A 23,846-nucleotide genomic window follows, 5' to 3' on the forward strand; every position below is an offset into this window, starting at 1 on the left:
TTATCGTAAGTCATGTCGCAGTTCTATCGGCAATGTAAGTAGCCACGGCGTTCCCCACTGCCTTCATAGATCGGTTCTCTTCTACCCATTTGTGCAGGCGCTGTGGATCTCGCGTCTCACGCGTTTCGTTAAGCAGAGTTCCCATAGCCTCAAGCACCGATTTCTCGCTATAGGGAACACAAATGCCGAGATCATTATCTTCAATATCGCCTATTGCCGGCCCAACACCAGCATAGAGAACAGGAGTTCCGCACGATAGAGCGGTTAGTGCTTTAGTTGGGTATGCGAGGTCATAACCGATTCCCGGCTGAATAGAGACACAACTCGCGATAGCCTCGCTCTGCCAACTAGCTGCTTCCTGGGGCGGTACGGTCTTCTGGACCACTAGGGGCTCATAGTCCGCACCCGCCGCTTGCGCCTTCTTTGCAAGCCTATCCGCAATTTTCTCAAGCTCGGAGACGCTGTCCCCCCTTGTCAAGTAAAGGAACTGAATGTCACGGCCTGGATTCCAGAACTTCTCAAATGCGTTCGCGAACAATTCAGCTCCCTGCCACCCTGACGCTGTACCCGCATAGATGAAGTATGGATGCGAGATGTGCATCCGGCTCTTTTCTTCCAGAGCAAGCCTAGGGACCTCCGGATTGAAAAGCTCGGTGTCTGCACCATTTGGCACAACTGCCACCGACTTAGCGCCCATCTCCTGCACTCTTTGCGCTACGCCGTCGGATACGGCGATACAACCGCGTGCTCCCCTGATGACAAACGTCTCGATTGCCCGTACCGTCTTCTTCACGAAGCCGGGAACATCCATGCTGTCTGTGGCATCAGACCACACATCCGCCGCATACCAAAAGTATGGGATACGGCGAATCGTGCATGCCACGCGCGCAATCGTTCCAGTAGTTGGAGGCGGCTCAACCAGGATGAAGTCGACTTTTGGCATTATGAGTAGCTTCAAAAAAGCTTGGATATCAAACGAGGCATATGACAGGTAGCCTTTAACGTAGCCCTCTTTGTCACGCAAGACAGGGACCCGACAGATGGTGCTATCTGGTTCAGCCTCAACACTCGCGGGTGGTTCAGTGGTAAATACACGAATTTTCGATCCTGCTTCTTCCAACCCGCGTTTTACTGCTTTAAGGCGTAGTGATGCTGCGGACGGTTCTGGTGCGAAAATCCGGCTAACAATGAGCCCCGTAAGAATCATGATTCCGTTTCCTCACGCTCACAAAGCGCTTGTTGATAAACGTTTGTGTGGAGTTTTGCGTATGCGTCTCCTGAGAATCTCTCGTAGGCTACCCGCCTTACTTCTTCTGGTTCTTTAATAACACTGCCCGAGGCAAAATCACGCATCGCATCTACCAGCGCATCGTGATCGTCGATTGGCACCAGAATTCCCGTTTCCTCTTGGACCATGTGCGCGCCGCCTAAACTTGCTGATGCAATTACGGGAATGCCCAATGCTTGCGCTTCGGCAAAAACCATGCCAGCTGTTTCGATTGAAGATACCAAAACCAGTACGTCCTTAGTGGAAAGCACGCTCGGTAGTTCATCGCGACTGACTTGGCCAAGCACATTGACTACACCAGCAACCCCTAATTCCTCAGCAAAAGCGCGTACCTCAGTCCAGCGATTCTCAGGTCCGCCAATAACATCAAGGCATACGTCGAATCCTTCATCAACAAGCACTTTGAGCGCGATTATCGTCTCTTCAACACGTTTCCTACGTTCCAGACTAGAAATATGAACGAACTGCATCTTTCCAGGCTTCGGAGCATGTAACGGATAATTATAAAATGTCTGCGGAACAGGTAGCGTTCCAACGCCGAATTCCGTTCCGTACTTCTCCCCGAGTTCCTTCGCAAAGTTAGGAGAAACCCCTAGCCTGAAATCTGCATCTTTAACCGCCTGTTTAATTGCTCGGAAGCGGGGAGTGCTCTCGTTAGCGTAGAGTGTGGATTCTCTATGCTCCGTAATACCAAACGGAATATCCCAATATGCAGCCATGACCTTTGCTGTGAGGATACCCGGGAAAACGGATTGCGCGTGAATAATGTCTGGTTTGCCCCAATGCTTCGCATAGGCTCGGGCAGCCTCAATCGCATGGAGTTTAATAAGAGTGTAGTCTCCAGGCAGAATTCCGCGCGGTACTGTCCTCACCGTCTGGCGTATTACACGCTTGTCGCGATCTATCTGAAGCTGATGGTTACCGTGTTGCCAAAAGCTCTTGGGATCTAGACAATATACTCCTACCTCATGCCCATAATTCCGCAGAATATCTATGGCCTCTTCAAAAAAGTGCCCGTTAAGCCGAAACTCCGAGCTCGGGTACCATGACGGCGTCCATAAAACGTGCATCTCCTCATCCCTCTACCAAGGTTTCGCTGACTGTCTGGGCACGTGCTAGCCATGTGTTATTCGCTCGATCCATACATACCTTTTCTGTACGAGACACGATCTCACGTGGGTTGGTAGATAATTCTCTTAAGACTTTGACAAGTTCCTCTTTGCTGTTGTCTGCGGTCCAGCCCCAACCATTTTCGTGAATAACTCGCGCTGCCAGGGTGCCATTGGTGGCTAATATAGGTTTTCCCCGCCCAACGTATTCAAACAACTTGAACGGCATAGCAAACGAACGATAGTGACTAGGTTCCATAGTCAATACTGCTATGTTTGAACTCTGATAGTAACGATTTAATTCGTCACCGCGTGCGTGAACTATGTGAATGTTGGGAGCGTCTGCTTGGTATTCATCCTTGACTTGTTCCCAGTTATCTCGGCCCGTACATATAGTGAATGTGACGTCAGGAAGCTCCCGTACAGCCTTAACAATCTCATGCAAGCGATAATGGCTAGAAACATTTCCTACGTAGAACATGTTTACAGGTTCCGCAGGCGCACCTAGGTCAACGATCTCTCCACCAGAAGGTAATGCAACGATCTTCGAAGCACTAAGTTGAGGCAACTCATTAGCCATTTCAACTGACGGAACGAAAATAGTATCGGCGTAACGCTTATATAGCGCTAACTCATACCTGTATAACGCGCGCATTGCCGTTGCAAGTGGTTTGCCGACTCGCTCCTCGTATTCGTCATACGCCCAGTACAAGTCTCGGTAAAAAACCGACGTAGGCACACCATACTTTTTCAGCGTGCGAAAAATTTGTGCATCAAGTAGCAAATGCGGAAAGTGGTTGGTATCGCCAATCATGGCGGGAATTGTCGCAGATTCTGAATACATGAACGCGAACTGTTCCCCACCGGCTAGCTTCGCCTTCAACTTACGGAACTTCGCTTTTCGAACCGAACTCTGTCCCGTCAAGTCGAAAACTTCAAAGCCCGCATCTTTGAATGCTTGAAGCATCCTTCGCGGCCGGATCGCAGAAGCGGAAACAGACTCGTAGTTAAGCTTGTAGGCCGCATGATAAATCATCCTTACCAATGTCAGAAGCCTCGCTTCTCAATACCACGCTTGTACAGATCAATATACGAGGTAGCAATCGTATGCGGCTCAAAACTATCGCCAACCGTTGCAGCAATACGCTGCGCATCCCAATCAGCGGTATTCTCGAACAGGTCGACAACCGCGTCGGCATATCCGCCCGCATCCTGCACGCTCATGAGCCTGCCAATCGCCGGATCAATGTACTCCCCGTGACCGCCATTAGCTCCTACAACTAGCGGACGACCATTAACAATCGCCTCGGCAGCAGCTACGAAGAAGTTCTCACCTTGAGTTGGGCCAATGAAAACATCGGCTTCCGTAAGCGCCTTTTGCACGCCCGCTTTGTCTACTGTCCCAGGGAATTTCGCGTCAACGCCTAGTTCAGTAGCAAGCGAGATGGCCTCGCCACGCAACGGCCCATCCCCTAGCCAAGTTAGTGTGGCCTCAAAACCACGTTTTCTGAGCTCATCCAGCACGCGAACAGCGAGCAGAGGATCCTTGCGTTCAACTAGCGCTCCAGTAGAGACCAAGCGGATAACTCCGTCACGCTCACGCCGCGCTACCACCTTTGCGGGCGATGGAACCTGACACGGAATAACCTCAACCGGTTTCGAACCGCGGATGCGCCGTAGCGGCTGTGCTAGATAGTCGCAGACGGCAACAGCAACATCTGGAAGTAACTCCATCTTCAAGAGGGCAGGGCGAAGTTTTTGCCATGACGCGGGCAGAGTTTGCGGGTTGGTTATCCCAGACCAGTGCTCGGTGTGCACCCAAAACTGTTTGGGGCGACCGAACACAAATGGCTCGATAGCAGAAATTGCCTGGGTATGTACCACATCAAAATCTTTAATCAATGGCGCTATTTCAAGACGTGCACGCACTATGTCTAACGGATTGGAGGTGCTCATCGGCACCCGAATAGTTCTAATGCCCGAAACAACTGTCTTGCGGCTTCCGTCATCTTCATGGGGAGGTACCAAATGCACAACGCTTAAGTCCACGCCCGCTTCACGCAACGCCTGACTATCTTTCAGAACAAACGCGCCTGAACTCGGGTTCACCTGCGTAGGAAACCACGGCGTAACAATGCCAACGCGCATTCCGCTCTCCCCCAATAGATATCTAAGATTATTTATTCATCCTAACCCACCCCGAGAGTCAAGACGAGTATTCAGTATCCATACACCTAGCCTGTAAGCTTAGAAAGGCCAGTCAAGAAAGGGATGCTCAGTGAAGATTGCGGATGCACCAAAGTGGGAACAGTTTGATATGCCAAACGGGCACCTATGGTGGCGTTCAGCCCTAAATGTGTCCCCCGAAGCTTTAACTGGTAGTTCAATCACTGATTTCGTCGCAGCTCAACGTGGAAACTGGGCGGCGATCATTCAACGCGACGATCACGTTTGGGCAATCACGGATGGTTTGCGTTCGTTCCCGATTCTTTACACCTACATCGGCAATGAGCTGGTCTTGTCTTCGTCCCCCGATGAGCTAACCCAGATGATGAAGAACCCTGTGCGCAATGAAGAGGCAGCACTAGAGTTTCTTCACACCGCATTCGTGCTTGGAACCGATACGCTCATCGAGGATGTGCAGACGGTACCAGCCGGAACAATCGCCGAGTTCAGCTCGACTAAAGATGTTCGTCTCACTGCTCACGCTAGCGCGTTCAACCATGAACAGACACAAAATGATCCTGATGCACTCATGGAAGAGTTCTACCAGACCATTCTTGAACTCACTTCCAATTTTGTAGATGATGCGCGCGGCCACCAAGTTTTAATTCCACTCTCGGGCGGAGCAGACTCACGCCTTTTCATGACTGCGCTAAGAGAAGTTGGCGCCGACAATGTACTCGCGTTTACCTACGGCGTAAAAGACTCATCTGAAGCAGAAATCTCACGCATGGTCGCAACCGGCCTGGGATACGAGTGGAAATTCGTGGAACTAGATCCTGCCAAGGTACGACAACGCTGGTACAGCCGCGATACCACCGCGTTTTTGAAGGATACCTGGAGCGGGAACGCCCTTCCTCACATCCAAGATTGGTATGCATTGGGCGAACTTAAGAACGATCCGGATGTAGATCCGCTCGGCGTCGTTAGCCCTGGACACACGGTGGTGGGAAACGAACACGACGTGTGGGCTTACGATCCGAATCTAACGCTTGGGTACGCAGACATGGCGCGCGTACTTGCCGAGCATCACTTCACCTTGCAAGGGGACCCGGGGTTCGCGGCAACGCACAGCTACTCGCGCGATAAACTTTCCGCATTCTTGCAACAGTACTGGCCAGATGCAGATCAACTGGACAAGATACTGGTATTCATTCAGTTCAACCTGCTAGAGCGTCAGGCAAAATACATCAACAATTCCGTTCGGGCATACGAGCATTTTGGCTTCCAGTGGGCAATGCCCATGCTTGAAGCCAAGGCATGGGACAGTTGGTTCACCGGCACGCCAAAGGCCTGGGGAGACGACCGTGAACCGTACATCCGCTTCACCAACGAACGTTACGAACATGTCTCCGGAACTTCCCTGCCCAACTTCGGCGGCCCCGCTGCACAGTTGGATCCCACGTTCAAGAAGACACTCAAGAAAGCCCTCGATCTTATTGGACTGTCAGACGTTATTGAAAAAGCCTACGCGGCACATGTGACCCGCCACCATCCGATGGCATTTGAAGCACTCACCGGAAACTTAACGCCCAGACAACTGGATTGGAAGTTACTAAAGGGCAGGACGATCCTGGGAATATACAGCAAGCTTTTCTTGGAAGGGACGTGGACGCCAGAAGGCGCTGTGCTACCTCCAAGCAAATGATCCATGCCTTCGGCCAGGCCTAGGGCAAAGTGCTAGACGGAATCCTCGGTGGCGAGTTCGCGTCGATCAAATCGGCGGGCTGCGAAAACAGACATTACGGTCATTGCAACCAAGAATGCAGCCATAATTGCTCCCATAACGTAGACGGTTCCAAGCAGATCCAGTGGAGACAGAAGCAACCAGGTCAATGGACCGATCGTGTAAAGGATCGAGTAGATCAACAACCAGTGTTGCGTACCAGTAACAACAAACATCGTCGAAATTGGTGAGGTGATGAGTAGCATCGCCATCCATGGGATAAGAGCACGTGCAAAATAACCCGACTGGCTAAAATCTGCTCCAAACAAAATCGGTAGCAGCCACGGCGCAACCAGCCATAGAAGGGCAAACGGGGCCACTCCGATCAGAATTGCGCGTTTGATTACGTTCTTAACTTCCGGCAACATTTGGCCCGGCTCGATCGTAGAGAGCTTTTGGAAAAATACCTGTGAAACAGCTGAATTGATCAACATCACGGGGACATTTACTACCTGGTTCGCGATGTTGTACTCGCCAAAATCGCCAATGGAGACTCGTCCAATAAGCAGATTAATGCCGTTGATTCTTACCGCATCAATCAGCACATTCGGGCCATTCAATGCAGGCATCTTCCAATGCTTGCGGGCAAGTTTGCGCATTGGGCGAGCCCCGGATACATCTAGCGTGCGCAAATCCTTAGCCCGGATCCCAAGATTAAAGAAGGCATAAGCCTGCCCAACAATCTGGCCACCCACCAGGCCGGGAAGAGTATGGATACCTGCCCATCCGAATACCACCTGACCGCTACTGGTTCCAACCTGTTGCACCACGCGGTTTTTAGCGATGGTCTTGTAATCAGTTTTCCGGTTATACCAATACTGGAACAAAGTTGCGCCTGCCATAAAAAATGTGGTCAGGCCGGCTAGAGGCATCCAGCTTGCAACCGTTTCAGAATAAAGATTGGCTACAACATCACGTAGAGGGAACGCCAAAACAGTTATTACTAACGAGTTGATCGCGATCAGGCGTAGCGCCAGCATGGCAACTACCTTTGCGTCACGATCATCCTTCTCAAGCATCAACGCCATATCGTAGCGCCCAGCAGCAATCGCAACTGCAATAGCAACTATCGAGTTGAAAGTACCCAACTCTCCTAACGCTTCACGCCCATAAAGCCGGGTAATGATCATCATCATGAAGAAGACAACCATCTGTGCAAGTGCCGTACCCGTCACAAGTGTCAAGACGTGACGAAGAAACGGAGAAGAAGCCGCGACACTCTTCACATAAGAACTAATCCTGTCGAACAACAACTCCCCCTAACCACACTCAAAGATAAGGACAGGGGCAGTCCCGCTCCAAATCGAAGCAGAACCGCCCCTGCACCAAAGCACTGAACTACAGCTTCACAGCCTCACCAGACGCGGCCGAATCTAGCATCGCCTGAATCACCTTCATAGTCTGTAGGCCCTCACGCATCGTCACGTGCTCCGTGCCTGTGCCTAGGATGGCGTCACGGAAATGCTCATGCTCAACGCGGAGCGGCTCGCGCTTAACCAGAGCAAAACGCGTAACCTCGCCCTCAGACACGCCGCGGAATGCCGCGATCTGATCCCACTCAACCGGGAAACGACCATTCTCGTAGAACGTCAAATCAGACATCGCGGTATCAGCCACAAGAGCGCCACGTTCACCCGTAACGATCGTAATGCGATCCTTGAACGGAGTAAGCCAGTTAACCAAGTGGCTAACCAGTACACCATTCTTAAAACGGCCGGTAGCCGAGACCATGTCTTCAAACTCACGGCCCGAACGGTAAGCAGTCTGCGCATAGATCGACTCGTACTCAGAGCCTGCAACCCACGCAGCCAAATCCACGTCATGCGTTGCCAGATCCTTCACCACGCCCACATCCGAAATGCGAGCCGGGAACGGGGACTGGCGGCGAGTCACAACCTGGTAGACCTCACCGAGGTAACCCTCCGAAACCAAGCGTCGCATCTCCAACAACGCCGGGTTACAGCGCTCCACGTAGCCAACCGCGCCAACCACGCCAGCTTCGTCAAACGCCTTCACCATTGCTTCGCCCTCTTCAAGGGTGGAGGCCAGCGGCTTTTCAACCAGCGTGTGTACACCGGCCTCAGCCAGCTTCATCACGGCCTCGAAATGGTAAGCGGTAGGTACAGCCACAACAGCTGCATCAATACCGACCTCGAGCATCTGCTCAACGCCCGGCAGAACCTCCATGCCGCGAGCCACGTCAAAGCGGTCACCGCCTGGGTCCGCGAGCGCAACTAGCTCAAAGCCCTCCGTCTCACGTGCATTACGCACGTGGTGGCGGCCCATGGAGCCAATGCCAAGAACACCAACTCGAATATCAGACATTAAGCACCCGCCTTAGCAAGAGCATTCACGGCCTCAACAATGCGATCCAGGTCAGCCTGAGAGAGCGAGGGGTGAACCGGAAGCGAAACCACGGTCTTCGCGGCCTCTTCGGTTACCGGTAGCTCAAGGCTCGGAGCGTAGGGAGCAAGGGAGGGCAAGCGGTGGTTTGGAATCGGGTAGTAAACGCCCGAACCAACCTGGTACTCGTCGCGCAGCGCCTCCATGAAACGATCGCGGTCAGTATCAACCACGCGAATCGTGTACTGGTGGTAAACATGCACAGCGCCCTTGGCAACAGCTGGGACAACAACGCCCTCAAGGTTTTCTGAAAGGAACTTCGCGTTTTCCTGGCGCTTCTGCGTCCACGCGCCAACCTTCTTCAACTGTTCGCGGCCAATCGCGGCGTGAATATCAGTCATGCGGTTGTTCAAACCAACCAGCTCATTTGCGTAGCGCTTCTCCATACCCTGGTTGCGCAGCAAACGGCTATTGCGTGCCACCTCGGGATCCGTGGTGGTGATCATGCCGCCTTCACCGGCAGTCATATTCTTAGTCGGGTAGAACGAGAATGCCGCGAACGTACCGAATGTTCCGACCTTCTTACCATCCAGTGAAGCACCGTGAGCCTGCGCAGCATCCTCGAACAACATGAGGCCGTGTTTGTCTGCAATCTTCTTCAGATCATTCATGGGAGCTGGGTGACCGTAAAGGTGGACGGGCATAATCGCCTTAGTACGCTCCGTGATAGAAGCCTCCACGGACTTTGGATCCAAGCAGAAATGCTCGAGATCGATGTCCGCAAACACTGGCTTGGCACCTGCAATAGCAACGGAGTTGCCGGTAGCGGCGAACGTAAACGAGGGCACAATGACCTCATCGCCTGCGCCAATACCAGAAGCCAACAAACCAATGTGAAGAGCGGAAGTACCGGAGTTCACGGCAATCGACTCGGCCCCCGGCGTCATCTTCTGCGTGAATTCCTCTTCAAAAGCAGCTACCTGCGGGCCCTGCGCAACCATGCCAGAGCGGAGAACTGCAGTAACGGCTGCAACTTCTTCCTCACCAATCAATGGTTTTGCTGCGGGAATCATCTCTCGGGTCATTACTCGCTAACCTCTCTTAGCTCACTATCGCTAATCTGTTCAAAAATTTGCCCAGTCTTTGGGCACTTGAAACGATTTTCACTACCTTCAACCGGTTGTAGCCTCACGCCACTTTGCCCAACCCAACCAATCCGGCGGGCTGGAACCCCGGCAACCAATGCAAAATCTGGCACATCCTTCGTGACGACCGAGCCTGCCGCAACAGTGGCCCACTCGCCAACCGTCACAGGAGCCACACACACCGCGCGGGCACCAACAGAAGCTCCACGCTTTAGCGTCACGCCCACGTGATCCCAATCAGACGCACTCTTTAGCGAGCCATCCGCATTAATCGCACGCGGGAACAAGTCATTAGTCAGGACAGCAGCCGGGCCAACAAAAACGCCATCGGCAAGCTCAGCAGGCTCATAAACCAGGGCATAATTCTGCACCTTGCAGTTATCCCCCATCTTCACGCCCTCGCCAATATAAGCGCCGCGGCCAACAATGCAGTTCTTTCCGATCTCAGCATTTTCGCGAACCTGTGCGAGGTGCCAGATTGAAGTTCCCTCACCAATCTTCGCCTCAGCTGAAACGTCTGCACTATCGACTATTCTCGGCATAAGTCCTCCGTTCAGTTACAGTCAGATTCATTCTACGCTCATAATCACAGTGAATAGCGGCGGCTAATCAGCGTTTTTACACTTAAAGATTGTAAAGTGGTTAGCGATTAGAGACGTAAATTTGAAGAATCACAGGGCACACATGCAACTGACAGACAAAACATGGCTCGTTGTTCCCCTATACAACGAGGGCAAAGTCGTGCGTGAAGTACTCACAGAAGTACGCAAAACCTTCCCGAACATCATCTGCGTTGATGACGGTTCAAATGACAACTCCATCGCAGAGGCCCTCGCAGCCGGCGTCAAAGTTGCCGTCCACCCCATTAACCTTGGACAGGGAGCCGCCCTTCAAACCGGGTTCAGCTACGTACTCGAAAACACCGACGCAAAATACGTCGTGACCTACGACGCCGACGGGCAGCACCGCATTGAAGACGCGCTTGCCATGCTAAACGCGGCAGAGAGCGAAGACCTCGGCTTCGTATTTGGATCACGCTTCCTTGAAGGCAAAGCCGAAACTGGAGCGTTCAAGAAACTCGTTCTTAAAACCGCAGCATTCGTCACTCGCATGCGCACCGGCGAGCAACTTACCGACGCACATAACGGCCTTCGAGTAATCCGCCGTGATGCCCTCGAGCAAATCGAAATCACCCAAAACAGGATGGCTCACGCATCCGAAATCGTGTACCAGCTTTTCGACACTAAACTCAAATGGCGCGAAATGCCCGTGCACATCATCTACACGGATTACTCGCGTTCCAAGGGCCAATCACTACTGAACTCGATCAACATTTTGGTCGAACTAATCATGAAGTAGGAGCGGAAATGTCAGCAATATTTGGATCACAATGGTTCATTAAACTCCTGATCGTCGCCATCCTGCTGATAGCGACATACTTCATCATGAAGCCCGTTAAATCTGCACAGCACCTCGCAATGCGCCGGCTTTCCATGATGTTCTTCGTGGCCTTCGCAGTCTTGGCCGCACTATTTCCCTCCCTGCTCTCCTACATCGCTGTATCGCTGGGCATCGGACGTGGCACTGACCTGTTGCTTTACGGGTTAACGCTTGCATTCTTTAGCACCCTCGTCACCGCATACAGACGTGATGCTGCAGTCGAACGCAAGCTCACCCAGCTATCGCGCACCATCGCGCTAGCAACGGTTCGCGACGGCGAACAAACAACCAATAAGTCCACAGAATCCGAGGACTAGCGTGAACGAGCAAGAAACCAAGAACCTCCAAGAGGAGGACGTCCGCAACCTGGTACGCGACCAGGGCAGGCGAATGCTCGACAGCGTGCCCAAACCGAACAGGCGCCGCCCGCGTTCAGCACAGAAGCCTCGGCACGCAGTGTTCCGATTCAAACGGCCCACCTTGCGAACCATTAGTGCAGCCCTGTTTGCCGTGATACTTTTTGTTGGCACCTCGGCTGGGCTCTTGTACTACGACCTCTCAAACCGAGTTGCAAAGTCCGAACTACAAGTCGAACAATTTGCTCCCCGTAACGAAGCGCGTCCCCCTGTGGACAGCTTTGATGGGCGCCCTGTGAATATCCTTCTACTTGGCACGGACTCGCGTGTCGGTGAAGGTAACTCCCGGTACGGAGACGATGACGACGCCTCCATGCGAGCAGACGTGACAATCATTGCGCATATCTCGGAAGACCGCTCACGTGTACAGCTCGTATCCATTCCACGCGACACTATCGTGGACATCCCCTCGTGCGTTCTCAAGGATGGAACCGAAACTTACCCGCAAACCGGGCAAATCAACTGGGCCATGTCCATTGGCTCCGAATACAACCAAGAAAACCTTGATGCCGGCGTGGGTTGCACCTGGCGAACCGTAGAAGAGCTAACCGGCATTCCCATTGACGGCTTCATACTGTTTGACTTTGCAGGGTTCGAAAGAGTCATAAATGCCCTTGGCGGCGTAGAAATGTGCTTCGAAGAAGACCTTTATGACGAAGCTGCGGAACTCAATATATCCGCCGGATGCCATGTACTCAACGGACATGATGCCCTCGCCTACGCCAGGGCGCGGAAGGAAGTTGGAAACGGATCTGATATTTCGCGCATTGGCCGCCAACAAGAGCTGATGGGGCGCATCTTCCACACCGCCCAATCGCAAAACTTGCTGACGGATTTCCCGAAGCTCTATGCCTTCTTGTCCGAATCTCTGGACATCATTAAGACGTCTTCAGACTTCTCGCGGATAAACACGTCCATGGGTCTCGCGTACTCACTATCCGGGCTTTCAGGTGATGGCTTACAATTCGTAACCATGCCACTCACCGAAGCACCTTGGGACCCCAACCGCGTAATTCCTACCTGGCAAGCAGACGAGCTTTGGGAATCCATCCAAAAGGATGCGCCCTTGCCTTCCAATATTTGGATCACTGACTCTGAAGGCAACGTGGTATTCCTCGAAGAACCTACCGAAACCAATCCAAACGGGGAAGGATTTGAAGGCTCCGACGGCTCTCAAGACGAGTATCTGAGGGACAATGATGGTGAGGGAGGGGGCCTGTGAACGACGGCGAGCCTCCCAAGAGCATCCCACCTAGCATTCCACCGCGAGAAGGCCGTAACCGCCCCTCCACGGAAGGTGCAAAACGCGTTCAGAAGAAGGCTAATGGACGTTTGAGCAACGGGGCTACTGCTCCTAAAGCCGGCCCAAACTCAGCGTCAAACTCGCACGGACGCTCCGCTTCCTTCCCAGCGAAGCGTAACTATCGCAACTCCCAAGTTGCGCGTGACGGCGTTCCCAGCCAGCGTGAGCGCTCGACTAACTCTTCCGCCACACAAAAACCGATCCCGCCCCGCGAGCACAAGCCCCGCGTGGATCGCGCGTCATCTCAGCCGGAAAGGCGGCAAACTCCGCCCTCATATGCACCGGCATCAAGCCGATCGCGCGAGCAGGTTCCTCCCTCGTACGCGCCAAACCGGCACTCATCTACATCGAGAACACCAATGGAACCAGCGCGCACCAACCGCGCAGTAGCGGCCTCCTCTGCCTGGAAACCACAGCCTCGTCCAACCGCGCCCACTGTACCGAGCGCACCTCAGGCCGGCGCCGCCCGACGCAAACCAAACAGGCGTCGCCGCGCCATCGTAACCGTTCTGGTAATGCTGGCAATACTGATTGGATGGCCCTTGTTACTGCTCAGCTGGGCGGGCGGAAAAGTCGAACACGTAGATGCCCTGAGCGGGGCCGGCGACACGCCGGGAACTACCTACCTAATTGCCGGGTCAGACTCGCGCGACGGTACACAATTCACCGACGAAACCGAGGGACACAGGTCGGACACGATCATGCTGCTTCACCGTGCTCCCAACGGCAACGCCTACCTGGTGTCGATCCCCCGCGACACGTGGGTTGATATCCCCGAATACGGGGAAGGCAAAATCAACGCCTCATTCTCATATGGAGGCCCCGAACTGCTGGTAGACACTGTTGAAGAACTCAGTGGCATCACAGTTGACCACTACGTGGAAGTGGGAATGCAGGGCGTTGTCGACATCGTGGATGCTATGAACGGAGTTGAGCTCTGCCTCGACTACGACGTTGATGATCCTCGCTCCGAACTCGTGTGGCAGGCCGGTTGCCACAACGCGGATGGGCGCACTGCTCTTGCCTTTGCCCGCATGCGCTACTCCGATCCAAATGGGGACATTGGACGCGCGGAAAGACAACGTCAGGTTATCGGAGCAATCGTTAAGACGGCGGCCCTTCCAACGAATTCCTTGAACCCTGTGCGGCAAATGAAGATATCCTCGGCCGCAGCTCAGTCTGTGACCACCGACCCGGATACATCGAGTCTTGAACTTGCGCGAATGGCATTGGACTTCAGAGCCGCAACGTCGAGTGGCAATACGGGTACTCCCCCGATTGCTACGATTGCGTTCGAAACCAGTCAAGGATCTGCCGTGTTGCTTGACGACGATGCGGATGAGTTCTTCCGCAAACTCGCCAACGGCTCCCTTACCTCCGCGGAGCTAAACGCCAACGGACTTCCCTAGCGTCGCTTTCAAACAGTTGCGGGGTGAGCGATCCATACAGATCGCTCACCCCGCTGTATTGAACTACGAAAATCTAGTTCTTCTTAAACAACTCGTTAGTGGCTGCAACGTCAATCTTGCGGGGACCTGCCTGCCAAGCGCTCCATGCCGACTCTACGATCTGTGCAACATCATACTCAGCGTTCCAGCCCAGATCTTCCGTGATACGGCTAGCGTTGCCAATCAACTGGGGTGGGTCACCGGCGCGGCGATCCTGCTCCTCAGCCTCAAAGTTAATGCCACTTACCTCGCGACACGCATCGACAATCTCGCGTACTGAGGTGCCCTTGCCCGTACCCACGTTGTAAACGTTGTGCTTTAGATCCGACTCGGATGCCAGGGCATCCAGCGCGTCAATGTGAGCGCGCGCCAAATCCTTCACGTGGATGTAATCGCGGATGCATGTGCCATCTTCCGTAGGATAATCCGTGCCGAAAATGGCGGGAGCCTTACCGCGTGCCAAGCGCTCAAAAATCATGGGGATCAAGTTTAGTGTTGCTGGATCTCCCAAATCATCCCAGCCTGAGCCCGCCACGTTAAAGTAGCGCAAGCCGATCCAACGCAAGCCCCAGGCGCGCTCGCAATCAGCCATCATCCACTCGCCAATGAACTTCGTTTCGCCATAGGGATTAATCGGATGCTTCTCGATGTCCTCGTTCACTACTTCAACCGGTGGCATACCGTAAACCGCCGCGGAAGAGGAAAAGATCATCTGGTTCACACCAGCCTTTTCCATAGCCAACATCACGTTAGCCATGCCGCCCACATTCTGTTGGTAGTACCAGGCAGGGCGCGACACCGACTCGCCCACCTGTTTGCGGGCCGCAAAATGAATCACGGCCGTAACGTCCTCGTCCACCATCGTGTTCAACAAGGCCTCGCTCGACGCCGTATCTGCAACGTCAAGCTGTACGAGCTTAGCGGAACCAATGCGATCCTTCGTTCCATACGATAGGTCGTCAACAACCACAACCTCATCGCCGCGTTCCTGCAAAAGCCTAACTACATGGGCGCCGATGTAACCGGCGCCGCCAATCACCATAATGCTCATAACTACAGTCTAAAACTCTCACTAATCGGTTTCTAAAGATCGTTGCAAAGTCTGGTTTTTCTGACTGGACTGCTCGGCCAAATCCTGCTGGAAACGCTCCATCTTTTGTTGCAGCGTCTGATCTGACATAGCAAGCATTCGAACCGCGAGGAGGCCCGCGTTACGCGCCCCGCCAACCGAAACGGTAGCGACGGGAACCCCGGCGGGCATCTGCACAATCGATAACAGTGAATCCATACCGTCGAGGTATTTGAGCGGCACAGGTACGCCGACAACCGGCAACGGCGTTGCCGAAGCGAGCATACCCGGCAGGTGTGCGGCTCCCCCAGCACCGGCAATAATCACCTTTAGTCCACGCTGTGCGGCTTCCTTGCCGTACTGCAACATCGCCTCCGGCGTGCGGTGGGCGGAAACCACGCGTGCCTCGAACTCAACGTCAAACTCGCGCATGACCTCAGCGGCCTGGCCCATGACCTTCCAGTCCGAATCAGACCCCATTACGATGCCAACTTGAACCATGTCGCTCACTTTCCAAACAGAATATCGATGGCCTTGCCCGCCTTGTCACGAGCTGTCTTCACATCAGCGGCACACACCGTTACGTGACCGAGCTTACGCCCGGGGCGCACGCTCTTTCCGTACAGATGGACGTGGACTCCGGGCAGCTGCTTCAGCACGTCCGGGAGGGCATGAGAGGCATCCTCGTACTTAGAACCAAGCAGGTTCTTCATCACCCAAACCCCCGGAATCGGAGTGGTTTCACCAAGGGGAAGATCCAAAACCGCACGCAAATGCTGCTCAAACTGACTGGTCAGCGCACCGTCAATCGTCCAGTGGCCCGTGTTGTGCGGACGCATTGCAAGCTCATTGACCAACAGAACTGGCTCCTGACCATCCACAACAAACATTTCAACGGCCAGGACGCCCGTCACTCCAAGTTCGCGCGCAATCAGATCACCGACAGCTTGCGCTCGCGCCGCGACCTCTTCAGATAACGAGGGGGCTGGCGCAATCACCTCAGAGCAAATGCCGTCTTCTTGGATCGATTCCGCGACCGGCCACTGCTTCACCTCACCGGAGGGCGTGCGCGCCAAGAGCACCGCAACTTCGCGGGTAAACGGCACCTTTTCCTCCAGCAACACCGGCCCGGTAGCCAGCCAATCATCAACGCCGCGAGCGTCCGCAACCACTCGAACACCCTTGCCGTCGTAACCGCCCGTCGGTGTTTTTGCGATAACGGGCCAGCCGACCTCATCGCCAAACTCTGCCACGTCCTCGCGGCTGGTAGCCTGCGCCCACCTGGGCACTGGCGCCCCAATGTCCTGCAGTTTCTTGCGCATGGCGAGCTTATTTTGCGCATACAAAAGGGCGCTTGCCGGCGGCTGGATAGATATACCGGCGCACTCGGCAAGGATCTGGGGCGGGATGTGCTCATGCTCGAACGTAAGCACGTCGGCGCCCTTGATCAACGACTTCATGTCATCGAGGATCTTCGGGTCACCCACGGGCGCATTCACGGTGACCTGCGCGGCTGAACCGTCACTGGCTTCGACCATGGTTTTTAAAGTAATTGCCAGCTCAGTTGCTGGAGGGACCATCATTCTGGCAAGCTGTCCGCCGCCAACCACAGCTATTGTTCGACTCACCCGTTCAGCCTATCGCGCACGGCTCGATAGCGGCGGCCCGTCTCACCTGCAGGCCGCCCCCCTCGCTTTAGAATCTGCGCTTGCGCCTGCCCACCGACACCAGCATTCCCTCTGGCATCACAACGTCCGGGTCCAAGCTGGTTGGCATTGCCGGTAGTGAGACAGTGAAGACTGCGGGTTTTGCCTGCGTCAGTTCTAGCCGGCCGCCCGTTCCTTTAATGAGGTCGCGTGCCAGCGGAAGGCCAATGCCCGTAGATCCATGCGCAGAGACGCCCTTTTCAAAAATCATCTCCGTCATGTCTTCGGCTATGCCTTCGCCTTCGTCAGAAACGTCAATCAGAACTCCACGCGACGATGTTCCCTTGCGGCACACCACTCGGGTTGTGCCCGCTCCATAACGAAGCGAGTTCTCAATCAGCGTTGCCAAGACCTGCGATAGTACCGACGCTGATGTAAGCACAGGTTGCGCGGCCTCGTCTGTGAAAATCAGCTCTCGCCCCTCTGTCTCGAATGTTTCCTCCCACTCTTCGCGCTGCTGATTAAAAATTTCGAGTACGTGGATTGCCTCCGCGTTACCTCCTGCGCTCTTGGTTGTGGTCAGAAGGTCGCCAATCACCTGCGTGAGGCGCTCAACCTGTTCAAGGCATACACGCACCTCACTTTGAATCTCCGGATCGTCCGTGATGAGCTCGATCTCCTCCAAACGCATGGATAAAGCGGTGAGCGGCGTACGCAACTGGTGTGAGGCGTTGGCAGCGAACTGGCGTTCCGCAGCAAGCCGGCCAGCCATGCGCTCCCCTGTGCGCACAAGCTCTTCTTGGACGAGATCAATCTCTTCAATACCGGAAGGGTTCACGCGAGCCCGAACCTGTCCGGAACCGATTTGCTCTGCCTGCGCAGCCAGATAAATAAGGGGCGCGGAAATGCGCCGTGATCCACGCAAAGCTAACCAATAACCAACTGCAAGGGAGGCCATAATACCGGCGAGAAACACCGCAACAAGGCGCGCGATTGAGAGGATTGTTGGCCATGCCGAAATCTCGCTACGTACCGTGGTACCCGACGGCAAGACAACTGAGGCGGTCATGCGAGGAGCCCCAACACGTCCTCCTCTTTCAACAAGGCCGGCTTCACCCGGATTGTTCACACGCACGAACGCGCCGCTGAGCAGATCGTTTCCCAGCACCCAGTTGTCAAGGTTGCGCTGGGTAAGGTCATCCCCCGATTGGATTCTGCGCTCAACCATATTGCCGAGTAGTTGCGTGCGCGACTGAAGATTATGCTGTGCGGACTGCCAAACCAGACCGCCGCCAATGAAAAGCGAGGGAATGCCCAGAATTAAGACCGCCACGGTCACAGCCGTGGCGATCATTTTAATAACGCGTGCGCGCATGTGTTAGGCCCGCTCTTTTTCGAACCTGAATCCCATGCCGCGAACGGTGGTGATGTAGTGCGGATCCGCAGCGTCGTCGCCCAGCTTGCGACGTAGCCAGGAAACATGCATGTCGAGCGTCTTGGTGGAACCGGTAGGATCCGAACCCCAAACCTCGCGCATCAGCACGTCGCGCTCGACCACATTGCCCGCCTCACGAACGAGGACGCGGAGCAGGTCGAATTCCTTAGCGGTTAGCTGCAACTCACGATCTTTCACGAATGCGCGGTGCGCACCCACATCGACGCGAACGTCCTGCACGGTGAGTTCGCCATCAGCCTCTTCGGTTCCCGTGCGACGCAACAGTGCGCGAACACGGGCAAGTAGCTCTGCAAGGCGGAACGGCTTTGTCACGTAATCATCCGCGCCAGCGTCAAGGCCGACAACCATGTCGACCTCGTCCGCACGAGCAGTCAAAATCAAAATCGGGGTGGACAGCCCAAGTTTGCGCACCTGGCGAGCTACATCCAGCCCGTCCATATCGGGAAGTCCAAGATCAAGAACGATGAGGTCGGCACTATCAACCTCGTTTAGAGCTCCACGACCGGTGCCGTGTGCCCTAACTTCGTAGCCCTCACGGCCAAGCGCGCGAGCTAGGGGCTCTGCAATAGCAGGATCATCTTCAACCAAAAGAACAGTAGTCACGCTTTTATAGTAGGCCATATTTGGGCATTGCACACGCCTTGAGGAAGTAAAATGTAATGCGACATCAAGATACTTTTTACTATTTGAGCGTGCCTGTAATCAGTTTTTCGCTACATATAGACGTTTCCTATACGAATTGTTCGCGAAATTGAATGATTAAAGTTTAAAGAGATTCAATTGGCAAATGTTCAACAGGTGGACGGTCTTCAACGCTCACCTGGAACGGGACTACCCGGCCCACTCCTCGCAGATCAGCTTCCTTGGCTGCCGACACGCGATACCAAGGCCCAGCCTCGCCGCGCGCGATCTTGCCGGCGGTTTCTCCGTCGGTAATGATTTGCCCAACCGGAGCTACATCAACCAGCCGCGAAGCGAGATTCACGGGCGGCCCAAAGACGTCCCCCGACCTCGAAAACACTGCCCCCTGCACAATCGATGCGCGTACGGGCAACATTTTGCGCATACTGTTTAAGCGCTGCATCAGTTCGGTAACTACGCGCAGTCCGGTTGGCAGATCATCAGCGATGTAGAACACGGCATCGCCAATCATTTTCACTACGCGCCCTCCCGCGGACGGGATCACGATGCGGCACACGGTTTCGAACTGGTCGATCAGGTCAACGAGGTCCTCTTCGGGAAGTGAAACGGACGAAGACGTGTAGGAGACCATGTCCACGAAGCCGAGCGTGCGAATAAGTGGGAAGCTGTTTGTTTCCCGTTCGCGACCACGGTGCGAAACTTCCTGATCGACGCGCGTAATGATTGATTCAAGTTGGCGTTTCCAAGAGTAAATGAGCTCCTCTTCAAGGAAGGGCAGGAATTCGCGGAACTTGTCTAACGTGACGAGCCTGGCGGACGTGTCATCTAATGTGTATCTGCGCGCCACGTCATCGACGAGGGCCTCCATCTGCCACAGCACGAGCCTGTCTGTAATGTGTGCTTGCGCGCGAACGAGCGACAGCCCGGTCTGCAGGTCAATGCGACCCGAGTCGATCAGATCGGACCAACGCTGGTATGCCTTGAGGTCCTGCGTGGTGAATACAACCTCTCCTTCGACAGCCGGAGCGAACCCCATGGCAACCCAATAGGAATTAACGCGGGTTACTGGGGTTTCGGTGCGCGCCGCTATATCTGCTGCGCTTAGCGTTGGTTCGCCGCCCAGCAGGATCTTCCTGTAGGACCCTGTAGTTGAAGGCGACTGACCGGCGTCGGGGGTGTTATGCATCACCTCAACTCTAGTCTTTTGGTGAGCTGGTTAGCGACTGTTTAGAAACCTGGCAGCAGCCACGGGCCGTTTTGCGGTTTATTTCGCGCTATCCATTGATTTATTGTTGGATTTCGCCTTATACTTACTTGTCCTTAACAATCGCATTTTGGTTGCGCTGGTTTTCTAAAAATATTTTGGAGGCCGCCACCATGAGCGGGGTTAGGGATGGAAAACTACATAGGGGGATGATCGGTTTCGACAGCGATCTTCAATCGATGTGAAGCGGGCCGAGGATGTCTACTGACCTCGTTAACCATGTATTCAAAACAATAGGTGCTGAACAGAACCGCACCGACTTTGCCCTCGCTGCCTAATCTAGCGAGCAAGTCCGTCAGCCCAAGCAATGCTCTGAGTTTGGTTCCTGGCGTCGTTTTATGAGCCACTGGGTTGCCGCCGTGTTGGGAGGCGGTGACCGACACTTTCTCAACTGAGCCACCTAGTTGCAGGTTTGCATGTTGCTAGTGGCTGAGAAACTTATTGCAAACTGCGCCCGGAGAAGAAATTGGGGTGGATCGTTGGACCCGGGTTCAATTCCCGGCATCTCCACTACTGGCCTCCTAGCACCCGCTGGGAGGCCTTATTTTATGCGGTAAACGCCCTGCAAGGCTTGAGTTGGTGCGAAATTTGCATCTATCAGAACGACGACAAACACTCATTATCCCTAATGAACATGTACGTTCACCAACTACGCCTCGCTTCAACATTTTCGCGGATTCGCGCAGTAGATATTTTTTAGAAGACACCACCCACGATTCATTAGCCAGTACGGAAATATTCTTCCGGTTAGTCGCCTGGCAAGAAACGCTCGTCCCCTTTACCCACAGAATTGACAGAATAGAATAGCAATATGCGGCAGAGAGATATTATGGATTTTTCTATCGATGAAATCGGCGGATATGTCCTAACATCTGAAGAGAATGAGAAGTACTCAGATCAAGATCTAAAACAAAAGCTCGCAGATCTTGGTTTCCCGCGCGCGTGGAGAAACATCATTCCTCGCCTTCGGGGTGAGATCAGCTGGGACTACAACGAGTTCTACGAATAGGATTTATGCCTCCTAAAGCTATGCCTTGATAGGCGTTTCATAGTTTTACCCCTGGCCCGTTTGGGCTAGGGGTTTTGGTGTGCCCGAAACGGGTAGGAAGGAACAGCCCTGAAAGACGATGAGAACCGTATCTTCCGAGTCAACGATGACTAAACAGCTCATCCCATTCCAGTAATTCCTTCATTTCAAGCACTTTTCTCGATAGATTGAGCTCATGACAGACAAGAATTTAATGGATCGCACCACCGAGGAGTTTTTCGGATACGTTCTCACTCCTGAGGAGAACAAACTCTATTCAGACGAAGACCTGAAGAACAAGCTACGCGACCTGGGATTCCCTGAGCGTTGGCGCGATGCAATTCCACGTCTTCGCGGTGAAGTGAGCTGGGATTACGTCGACTACTACGAGTAGAAATAAGGATGGACTCCTCTAGCTCATCAAAAATTCACAGTTTCACTCCGGCCCGTTCGGGCCGGGGTGTTGTTATAACCTAGACAGCTCGGCCGCCGAATAGCACGATAGCTGCAAGGGATTGCTGGAACGCACGCCGGGCACGGACCGCTTGTACGGTATCGCACCCGGCGGCATTGTTAGGCAACTGGTGCCTCACTCCCCGCTAGCTTCGCTTTCCACCGCAGATTTGCGGGCATTCTCCACCACCTGCTTGAACAGTTCCTTTACCGCAGGATCGTCAACTGTCGAACCTGGAATCATGAACCCGTCCGGATGCATGGGATTGGTAGAGCACTGACCATTAGGCTTGGACGTCAAACTGTACAGCCTTACGCTTTTTCTATCGCCAACGCAAAGTGCTGTACCCTTCTCGCGGAACTCGATCCGGGCGTCGGGATGCTTCCTCACATAGGCCAACATATTCTGAAGTTCTTCTTCAGAATGATTCCAAAATGTCCACACCTGCTCATCGTTCCCGAAAGTAACGTAATTACCCTCGACGCCGATGATCTCAACCGGATAGATCGGGCCTCTAGTAGAAATCTTTGCCTGGATCCAATGCGGCCTATGTCCCGCAATCATCAACTGGCAGGGGCTAACAGGGAAAAGTGGGTCCTTGCTCATAGTGAGCTCCTTAAAAATCGCGCGTCCGCCAAACTTCTGTTTAGCGGCGGATCTTCCCTCAGGGGCACCGTGTGCGACACGCGGTTGCCAGCCAACTAGCCGAGGGGCTTAACGTTGGACTTCTTGATCCACCGACAGGATACCCCAAACGGAGCACCTGTCAAGGCATAGCTGTTAGGCTTGAGCGAAGCTCTTACACAAGTGAGGTCGAAATGGATCAGCAACAATTTGATGGCCTAGTAAAGCTCTTCGAGGAAGCCAAAGATGGCTCTGGGAACCCGCTTCAAATGGAGTATCTGCTCGTCAAACAGGGCAACAGCGAATACCTCCACGCCTTCCGCGGACACACCGGACCGTCAGATATTCGATCGATCTCTAAGACTGTCCTCGCCCTCGTTCTAGGCACCGTCATCGAATCGCGCGACGATCTAACCGAAGACACACCGGTATGGCCGGTGCTCAAGAACCTGTGCGAAGTCAAAGACCCAGAAAACCTTGAAAAGTGGCAGCACATCAAAATCAAACACTTGATGAACCACACCATCGGGTTTGACCGCATCTTGATGATGCGCGGCGACATTCAAGACATGGACCCCGCTGATTACATTAACTACATCGTCAACGAACCAATCGTGCACGAGGCGGGAACTTACTACCTGTATTCCAACGCAGGCTTCTACCTCATGTCTATCTACCTGCAAGAATTCCTTGGTGAGGACCTAGAGGACTACATCAGGCGCGCGCTATTTAACCCGCTTGGCATAACCGATTACAGGTGGGAGCGCTACGGAAAATACCTGGCCGGGGCCACCAGACTATGGCTCCTACCCCACGACATGCTGAAGATAGGCGAGCTACTACTTGAAGGCGGCAAGGGCATTGTGAGCCCACAGTGGATTGAACGCATGAAGCAATTCACCGCTTTTACCCCCCGCGTGGACACGCCTACAAACCCGTACTTCCGCCGTCATGCCTACGGCTCCAGCCTGTGGCTCTCCAACCGGGGCAACATTTTCTTCGGCCACGGAACCGACGGGCAAACCCTCGCAATCATTCCCGAACGAGGCGCCGTGGTGATCACTACCGCAACTCAAAAGGACGTGAAGCGGCTAGAGGAACTCGTGGACAAGGCCGTGGAGCTGCTCTACTAGCGGCCGCTAATCCTCGTCACGGATAATCAAGTGGTGGGGTGTTGCTCTTACACTAGATGAACTGTCCCCTGAATGTTGGACTAGTTAAAT

General features: G+C 53.9%; 23 protein-coding genes, 1 other RNA gene and 1 riboswitch. Of the genes, 9 read left to right on the plus strand and 15 right to left on the minus strand.

What is annotated here, in order from left to right:
* Positions 1 to 10: 10 nt before the first annotated feature.
* Genes HMPREF2854_RS08305 through HMPREF2854_RS08320 form a run of 4 tightly spaced genes read right to left on the minus strand, consistent with a single transcriptional unit; the run spans position 11 to position 4,545 of the window.
* A complete protein-coding gene (locus HMPREF2854_RS08305; RefSeq protein ID WP_070621210.1) occupies positions 11 to 1,207 on the minus strand; it encodes a glycosyltransferase in 1,197 nt (398 codons plus the stop codon).
* Positions 1,204 to 2,358 carry a glycosyltransferase gene (locus tag HMPREF2854_RS08310; protein ID WP_083309470.1) on the minus strand — a complete coding sequence of 385 codons (1,155 nt, stop codon included), beginning with the start codon at positions 2,356 to 2,358 and terminating at the stop codon, positions 1,204 to 1,206. Before HMPREF2854_RS08310 ends, HMPREF2854_RS08305 begins: the two co-directional genes overlap by 4 nt.
* A gap of 4 nt (positions 2,359 to 2,362) precedes the next feature.
* A complete protein-coding gene (locus HMPREF2854_RS08315) occupies positions 2,363 to 3,433 on the minus strand; it encodes a glycosyltransferase (protein WP_070621212.1) in 1,071 nt (356 codons plus the stop codon).
* A gap of 11 nt (positions 3,434 to 3,444) precedes the next feature.
* The gene (locus HMPREF2854_RS08320) at positions 3,445 to 4,545 is read right to left on the minus strand and encodes a glycosyltransferase family 4 protein (protein WP_070621213.1); all 1,101 of its coding nucleotides are present in this window, start codon (positions 4,543 to 4,545) and stop codon (positions 3,445 to 3,447) included.
* Between the two features lie 130 nt (positions 4,546 to 4,675).
* On the opposite strand from HMPREF2854_RS08320, the gene HMPREF2854_RS08325 reads away from it, so the two are divergent.
* Entirely contained in the window at positions 4,676 to 6,268 is a 1,593-nt protein-coding gene (locus HMPREF2854_RS08325) for an asparagine synthetase B family protein (protein ID WP_070621214.1), read from the plus strand.
* Positions 6,269 to 6,300: 32 nt separating this feature from the next.
* On the opposite strand, the gene HMPREF2854_RS08330 is transcribed toward HMPREF2854_RS08325, so the two are convergent.
* From HMPREF2854_RS08330 to HMPREF2854_RS08345, 4 genes are all read right to left on the minus strand, one after another.
* Positions 6,301 to 7,596 (minus strand): lipopolysaccharide biosynthesis protein, encoded by a 1,296-nt coding sequence (locus HMPREF2854_RS08330; protein ID WP_070621244.1) that lies wholly within the window; start codon positions 7,594 to 7,596, stop codon positions 6,301 to 6,303.
* An 88-nt stretch (positions 7,597 to 7,684) separates the two neighbouring features.
* Complete coding sequence (locus tag HMPREF2854_RS08335; RefSeq protein ID WP_034506466.1) at positions 7,685 to 8,671, minus strand: Gfo/Idh/MocA family protein; 987 nt, start codon at positions 8,669 to 8,671, stop codon at positions 7,685 to 7,687.
* Positions 8,671 to 9,774, minus strand: coding sequence for a DegT/DnrJ/EryC1/StrS family aminotransferase (locus HMPREF2854_RS08340; RefSeq protein WP_070621215.1), 1,104 nt, complete (start codon positions 9,772 to 9,774; stop codon positions 8,671 to 8,673). The genes HMPREF2854_RS08335 and HMPREF2854_RS08340 overlap by 1 nt, the downstream gene beginning before the upstream one ends.
* Positions 9,774 to 10,376 carry an acyltransferase gene (locus HMPREF2854_RS08345; protein ID WP_070621216.1) on the minus strand — a complete coding sequence of 201 codons (603 nt, stop codon included), beginning with the start codon at positions 10,374 to 10,376 and terminating at the stop codon, positions 9,774 to 9,776. Before HMPREF2854_RS08345 ends, HMPREF2854_RS08340 begins: the two co-directional genes overlap by 1 nt.
* Positions 10,377 to 10,518: 142 nt before the next feature.
* Between HMPREF2854_RS08345 and HMPREF2854_RS08350 the strand changes: the two genes are divergently transcribed.
* From HMPREF2854_RS08350 to HMPREF2854_RS08365, 4 genes are all read left to right on the plus strand, one after another.
* Entirely contained in the window at positions 10,519 to 11,193 is a 675-nt protein-coding gene (locus HMPREF2854_RS08350; RefSeq protein WP_070621217.1) for a glycosyltransferase family 2 protein, read from the plus strand.
* Between the two features lie 8 nt (positions 11,194 to 11,201).
* On the plus strand, positions 11,202 to 11,591 hold the full coding sequence (locus HMPREF2854_RS08355; RefSeq protein ID WP_070621218.1) for a DUF2304 domain-containing protein: 390 nt from the start codon (positions 11,202 to 11,204) through the stop codon (positions 11,589 to 11,591).
* Position 11,592: 1 nt separating this feature from the next.
* Entirely contained in the window at positions 11,593 to 12,912 is a 1,320-nt protein-coding gene (locus HMPREF2854_RS08360; protein ID WP_070621219.1) for an LCP family protein, read from the plus strand.
* A 440-nt stretch (positions 12,913 to 13,352) separates the two neighbouring features.
* Positions 13,353 to 14,402, plus strand: a complete 1,050-nt coding sequence (locus HMPREF2854_RS08365; protein ID WP_148130937.1) for an LCP family protein — start codon at positions 13,353 to 13,355, stop codon at positions 14,400 to 14,402.
* A gap of 73 nt (positions 14,403 to 14,475) precedes the next feature.
* On the opposite strand, the gene galE is transcribed toward HMPREF2854_RS08365, so the two are convergent.
* The 6 genes from galE to HMPREF2854_RS08395 form a co-directional block, all read right to left on the minus strand.
* Positions 14,476 to 15,492, minus strand: coding sequence for a UDP-glucose 4-epimerase GalE (galE, locus tag HMPREF2854_RS08370; protein ID WP_070621221.1), 1,017 nt, complete (start codon positions 15,490 to 15,492; stop codon positions 14,476 to 14,478).
* A 21-nt stretch (positions 15,493 to 15,513) separates the two neighbouring features.
* Positions 15,514 to 16,011 (minus strand): 5-(carboxyamino)imidazole ribonucleotide mutase, encoded by a 498-nt coding sequence (gene purE, locus HMPREF2854_RS08375; RefSeq protein ID WP_070621222.1) that lies wholly within the window; start codon positions 16,009 to 16,011, stop codon positions 15,514 to 15,516.
* Positions 16,012 to 16,016: 5 nt separating this feature from the next.
* Positions 16,017 to 17,138: a 5-(carboxyamino)imidazole ribonucleotide synthase gene (locus HMPREF2854_RS08380; protein ID WP_083309471.1), complete on the minus strand. Its 1,122-nt coding sequence runs from the start codon at positions 17,136 to 17,138 to the stop codon at positions 16,017 to 16,019.
* 67 nt (positions 17,139 to 17,205) lie between these two features.
* On the minus strand, positions 17,206 to 18,531 hold the full coding sequence (locus HMPREF2854_RS08385) for an ATP-binding protein (protein WP_070621224.1): 1,326 nt from the start codon (positions 18,529 to 18,531) through the stop codon (positions 17,206 to 17,208).
* Between the two features lie 3 nt (positions 18,532 to 18,534).
* Positions 18,535 to 19,215, minus strand: coding sequence for a response regulator transcription factor (locus HMPREF2854_RS08390; RefSeq protein ID WP_034506722.1), 681 nt, complete (start codon positions 19,213 to 19,215; stop codon positions 18,535 to 18,537).
* Positions 19,216 to 19,378: 163 nt separating this feature from the next.
* A complete protein-coding gene (locus HMPREF2854_RS08395) occupies positions 19,379 to 20,440 on the minus strand; it encodes an adenylate/guanylate cyclase domain-containing protein (protein ID WP_070621225.1) in 1,062 nt (353 codons plus the stop codon).
* Positions 20,441 to 20,663: 223 nt separating this feature from the next.
* On the opposite strand from HMPREF2854_RS08395, the gene ssrA reads away from it, so the two are divergent.
* The 3 genes from ssrA to HMPREF2854_RS08410 all read left to right on the plus strand — a co-directional run bounded on the left by ssrA (position 20,664) and on the right by HMPREF2854_RS08410 (position 21,939).
* Positions 20,664 to 21,031, plus strand: a transfer-messenger RNA (tmRNA) gene (gene ssrA / locus HMPREF2854_RS08400).
* Between the two features lie 298 nt (positions 21,032 to 21,329).
* The gene (locus tag HMPREF2854_RS08405) at positions 21,330 to 21,527 is read left to right on the plus strand and encodes a hypothetical protein (RefSeq protein WP_261666694.1); all 198 of its coding nucleotides are present in this window, start codon (positions 21,330 to 21,332) and stop codon (positions 21,525 to 21,527) included.
* 214 nt (positions 21,528 to 21,741) lie between these two features.
* Positions 21,742 to 21,939 carry a hypothetical protein gene (locus tag HMPREF2854_RS08410; protein WP_070621227.1) on the plus strand — a complete coding sequence of 66 codons (198 nt, stop codon included), beginning with the start codon at positions 21,742 to 21,744 and terminating at the stop codon, positions 21,937 to 21,939.
* A gap of 195 nt (positions 21,940 to 22,134) precedes the next feature.
* Here HMPREF2854_RS08410 and HMPREF2854_RS08415 read toward each other — a convergent pair whose 3' ends face one another.
* Positions 22,135 to 22,605, minus strand: coding sequence for a hypothetical protein (locus tag HMPREF2854_RS08415; RefSeq protein ID WP_070621228.1), 471 nt, complete (start codon positions 22,603 to 22,605; stop codon positions 22,135 to 22,137).
* A gap of 14 nt (positions 22,606 to 22,619) precedes the next feature.
* Positions 22,620 to 22,734, minus strand: a riboswitch (SAM riboswitch).
* 83 nt (positions 22,735 to 22,817) lie between these two features.
* Between HMPREF2854_RS08415 and HMPREF2854_RS08420 the strand changes: the two genes are divergently transcribed.
* The gene (locus HMPREF2854_RS08420; protein WP_070621229.1) at positions 22,818 to 23,756 is read left to right on the plus strand and encodes a serine hydrolase domain-containing protein; all 939 of its coding nucleotides are present in this window, start codon (positions 22,818 to 22,820) and stop codon (positions 23,754 to 23,756) included.
* Positions 23,757 to 23,846: the final 90 nt, after the last annotated feature.

The organism is Actinomyces sp. HMSC075B09, assembly GCF_001812395.1.
Lineage (GTDB): Bacteria > Actinomycetota > Actinomycetes > Actinomycetales > Actinomycetaceae > Gleimia > Gleimia europaea.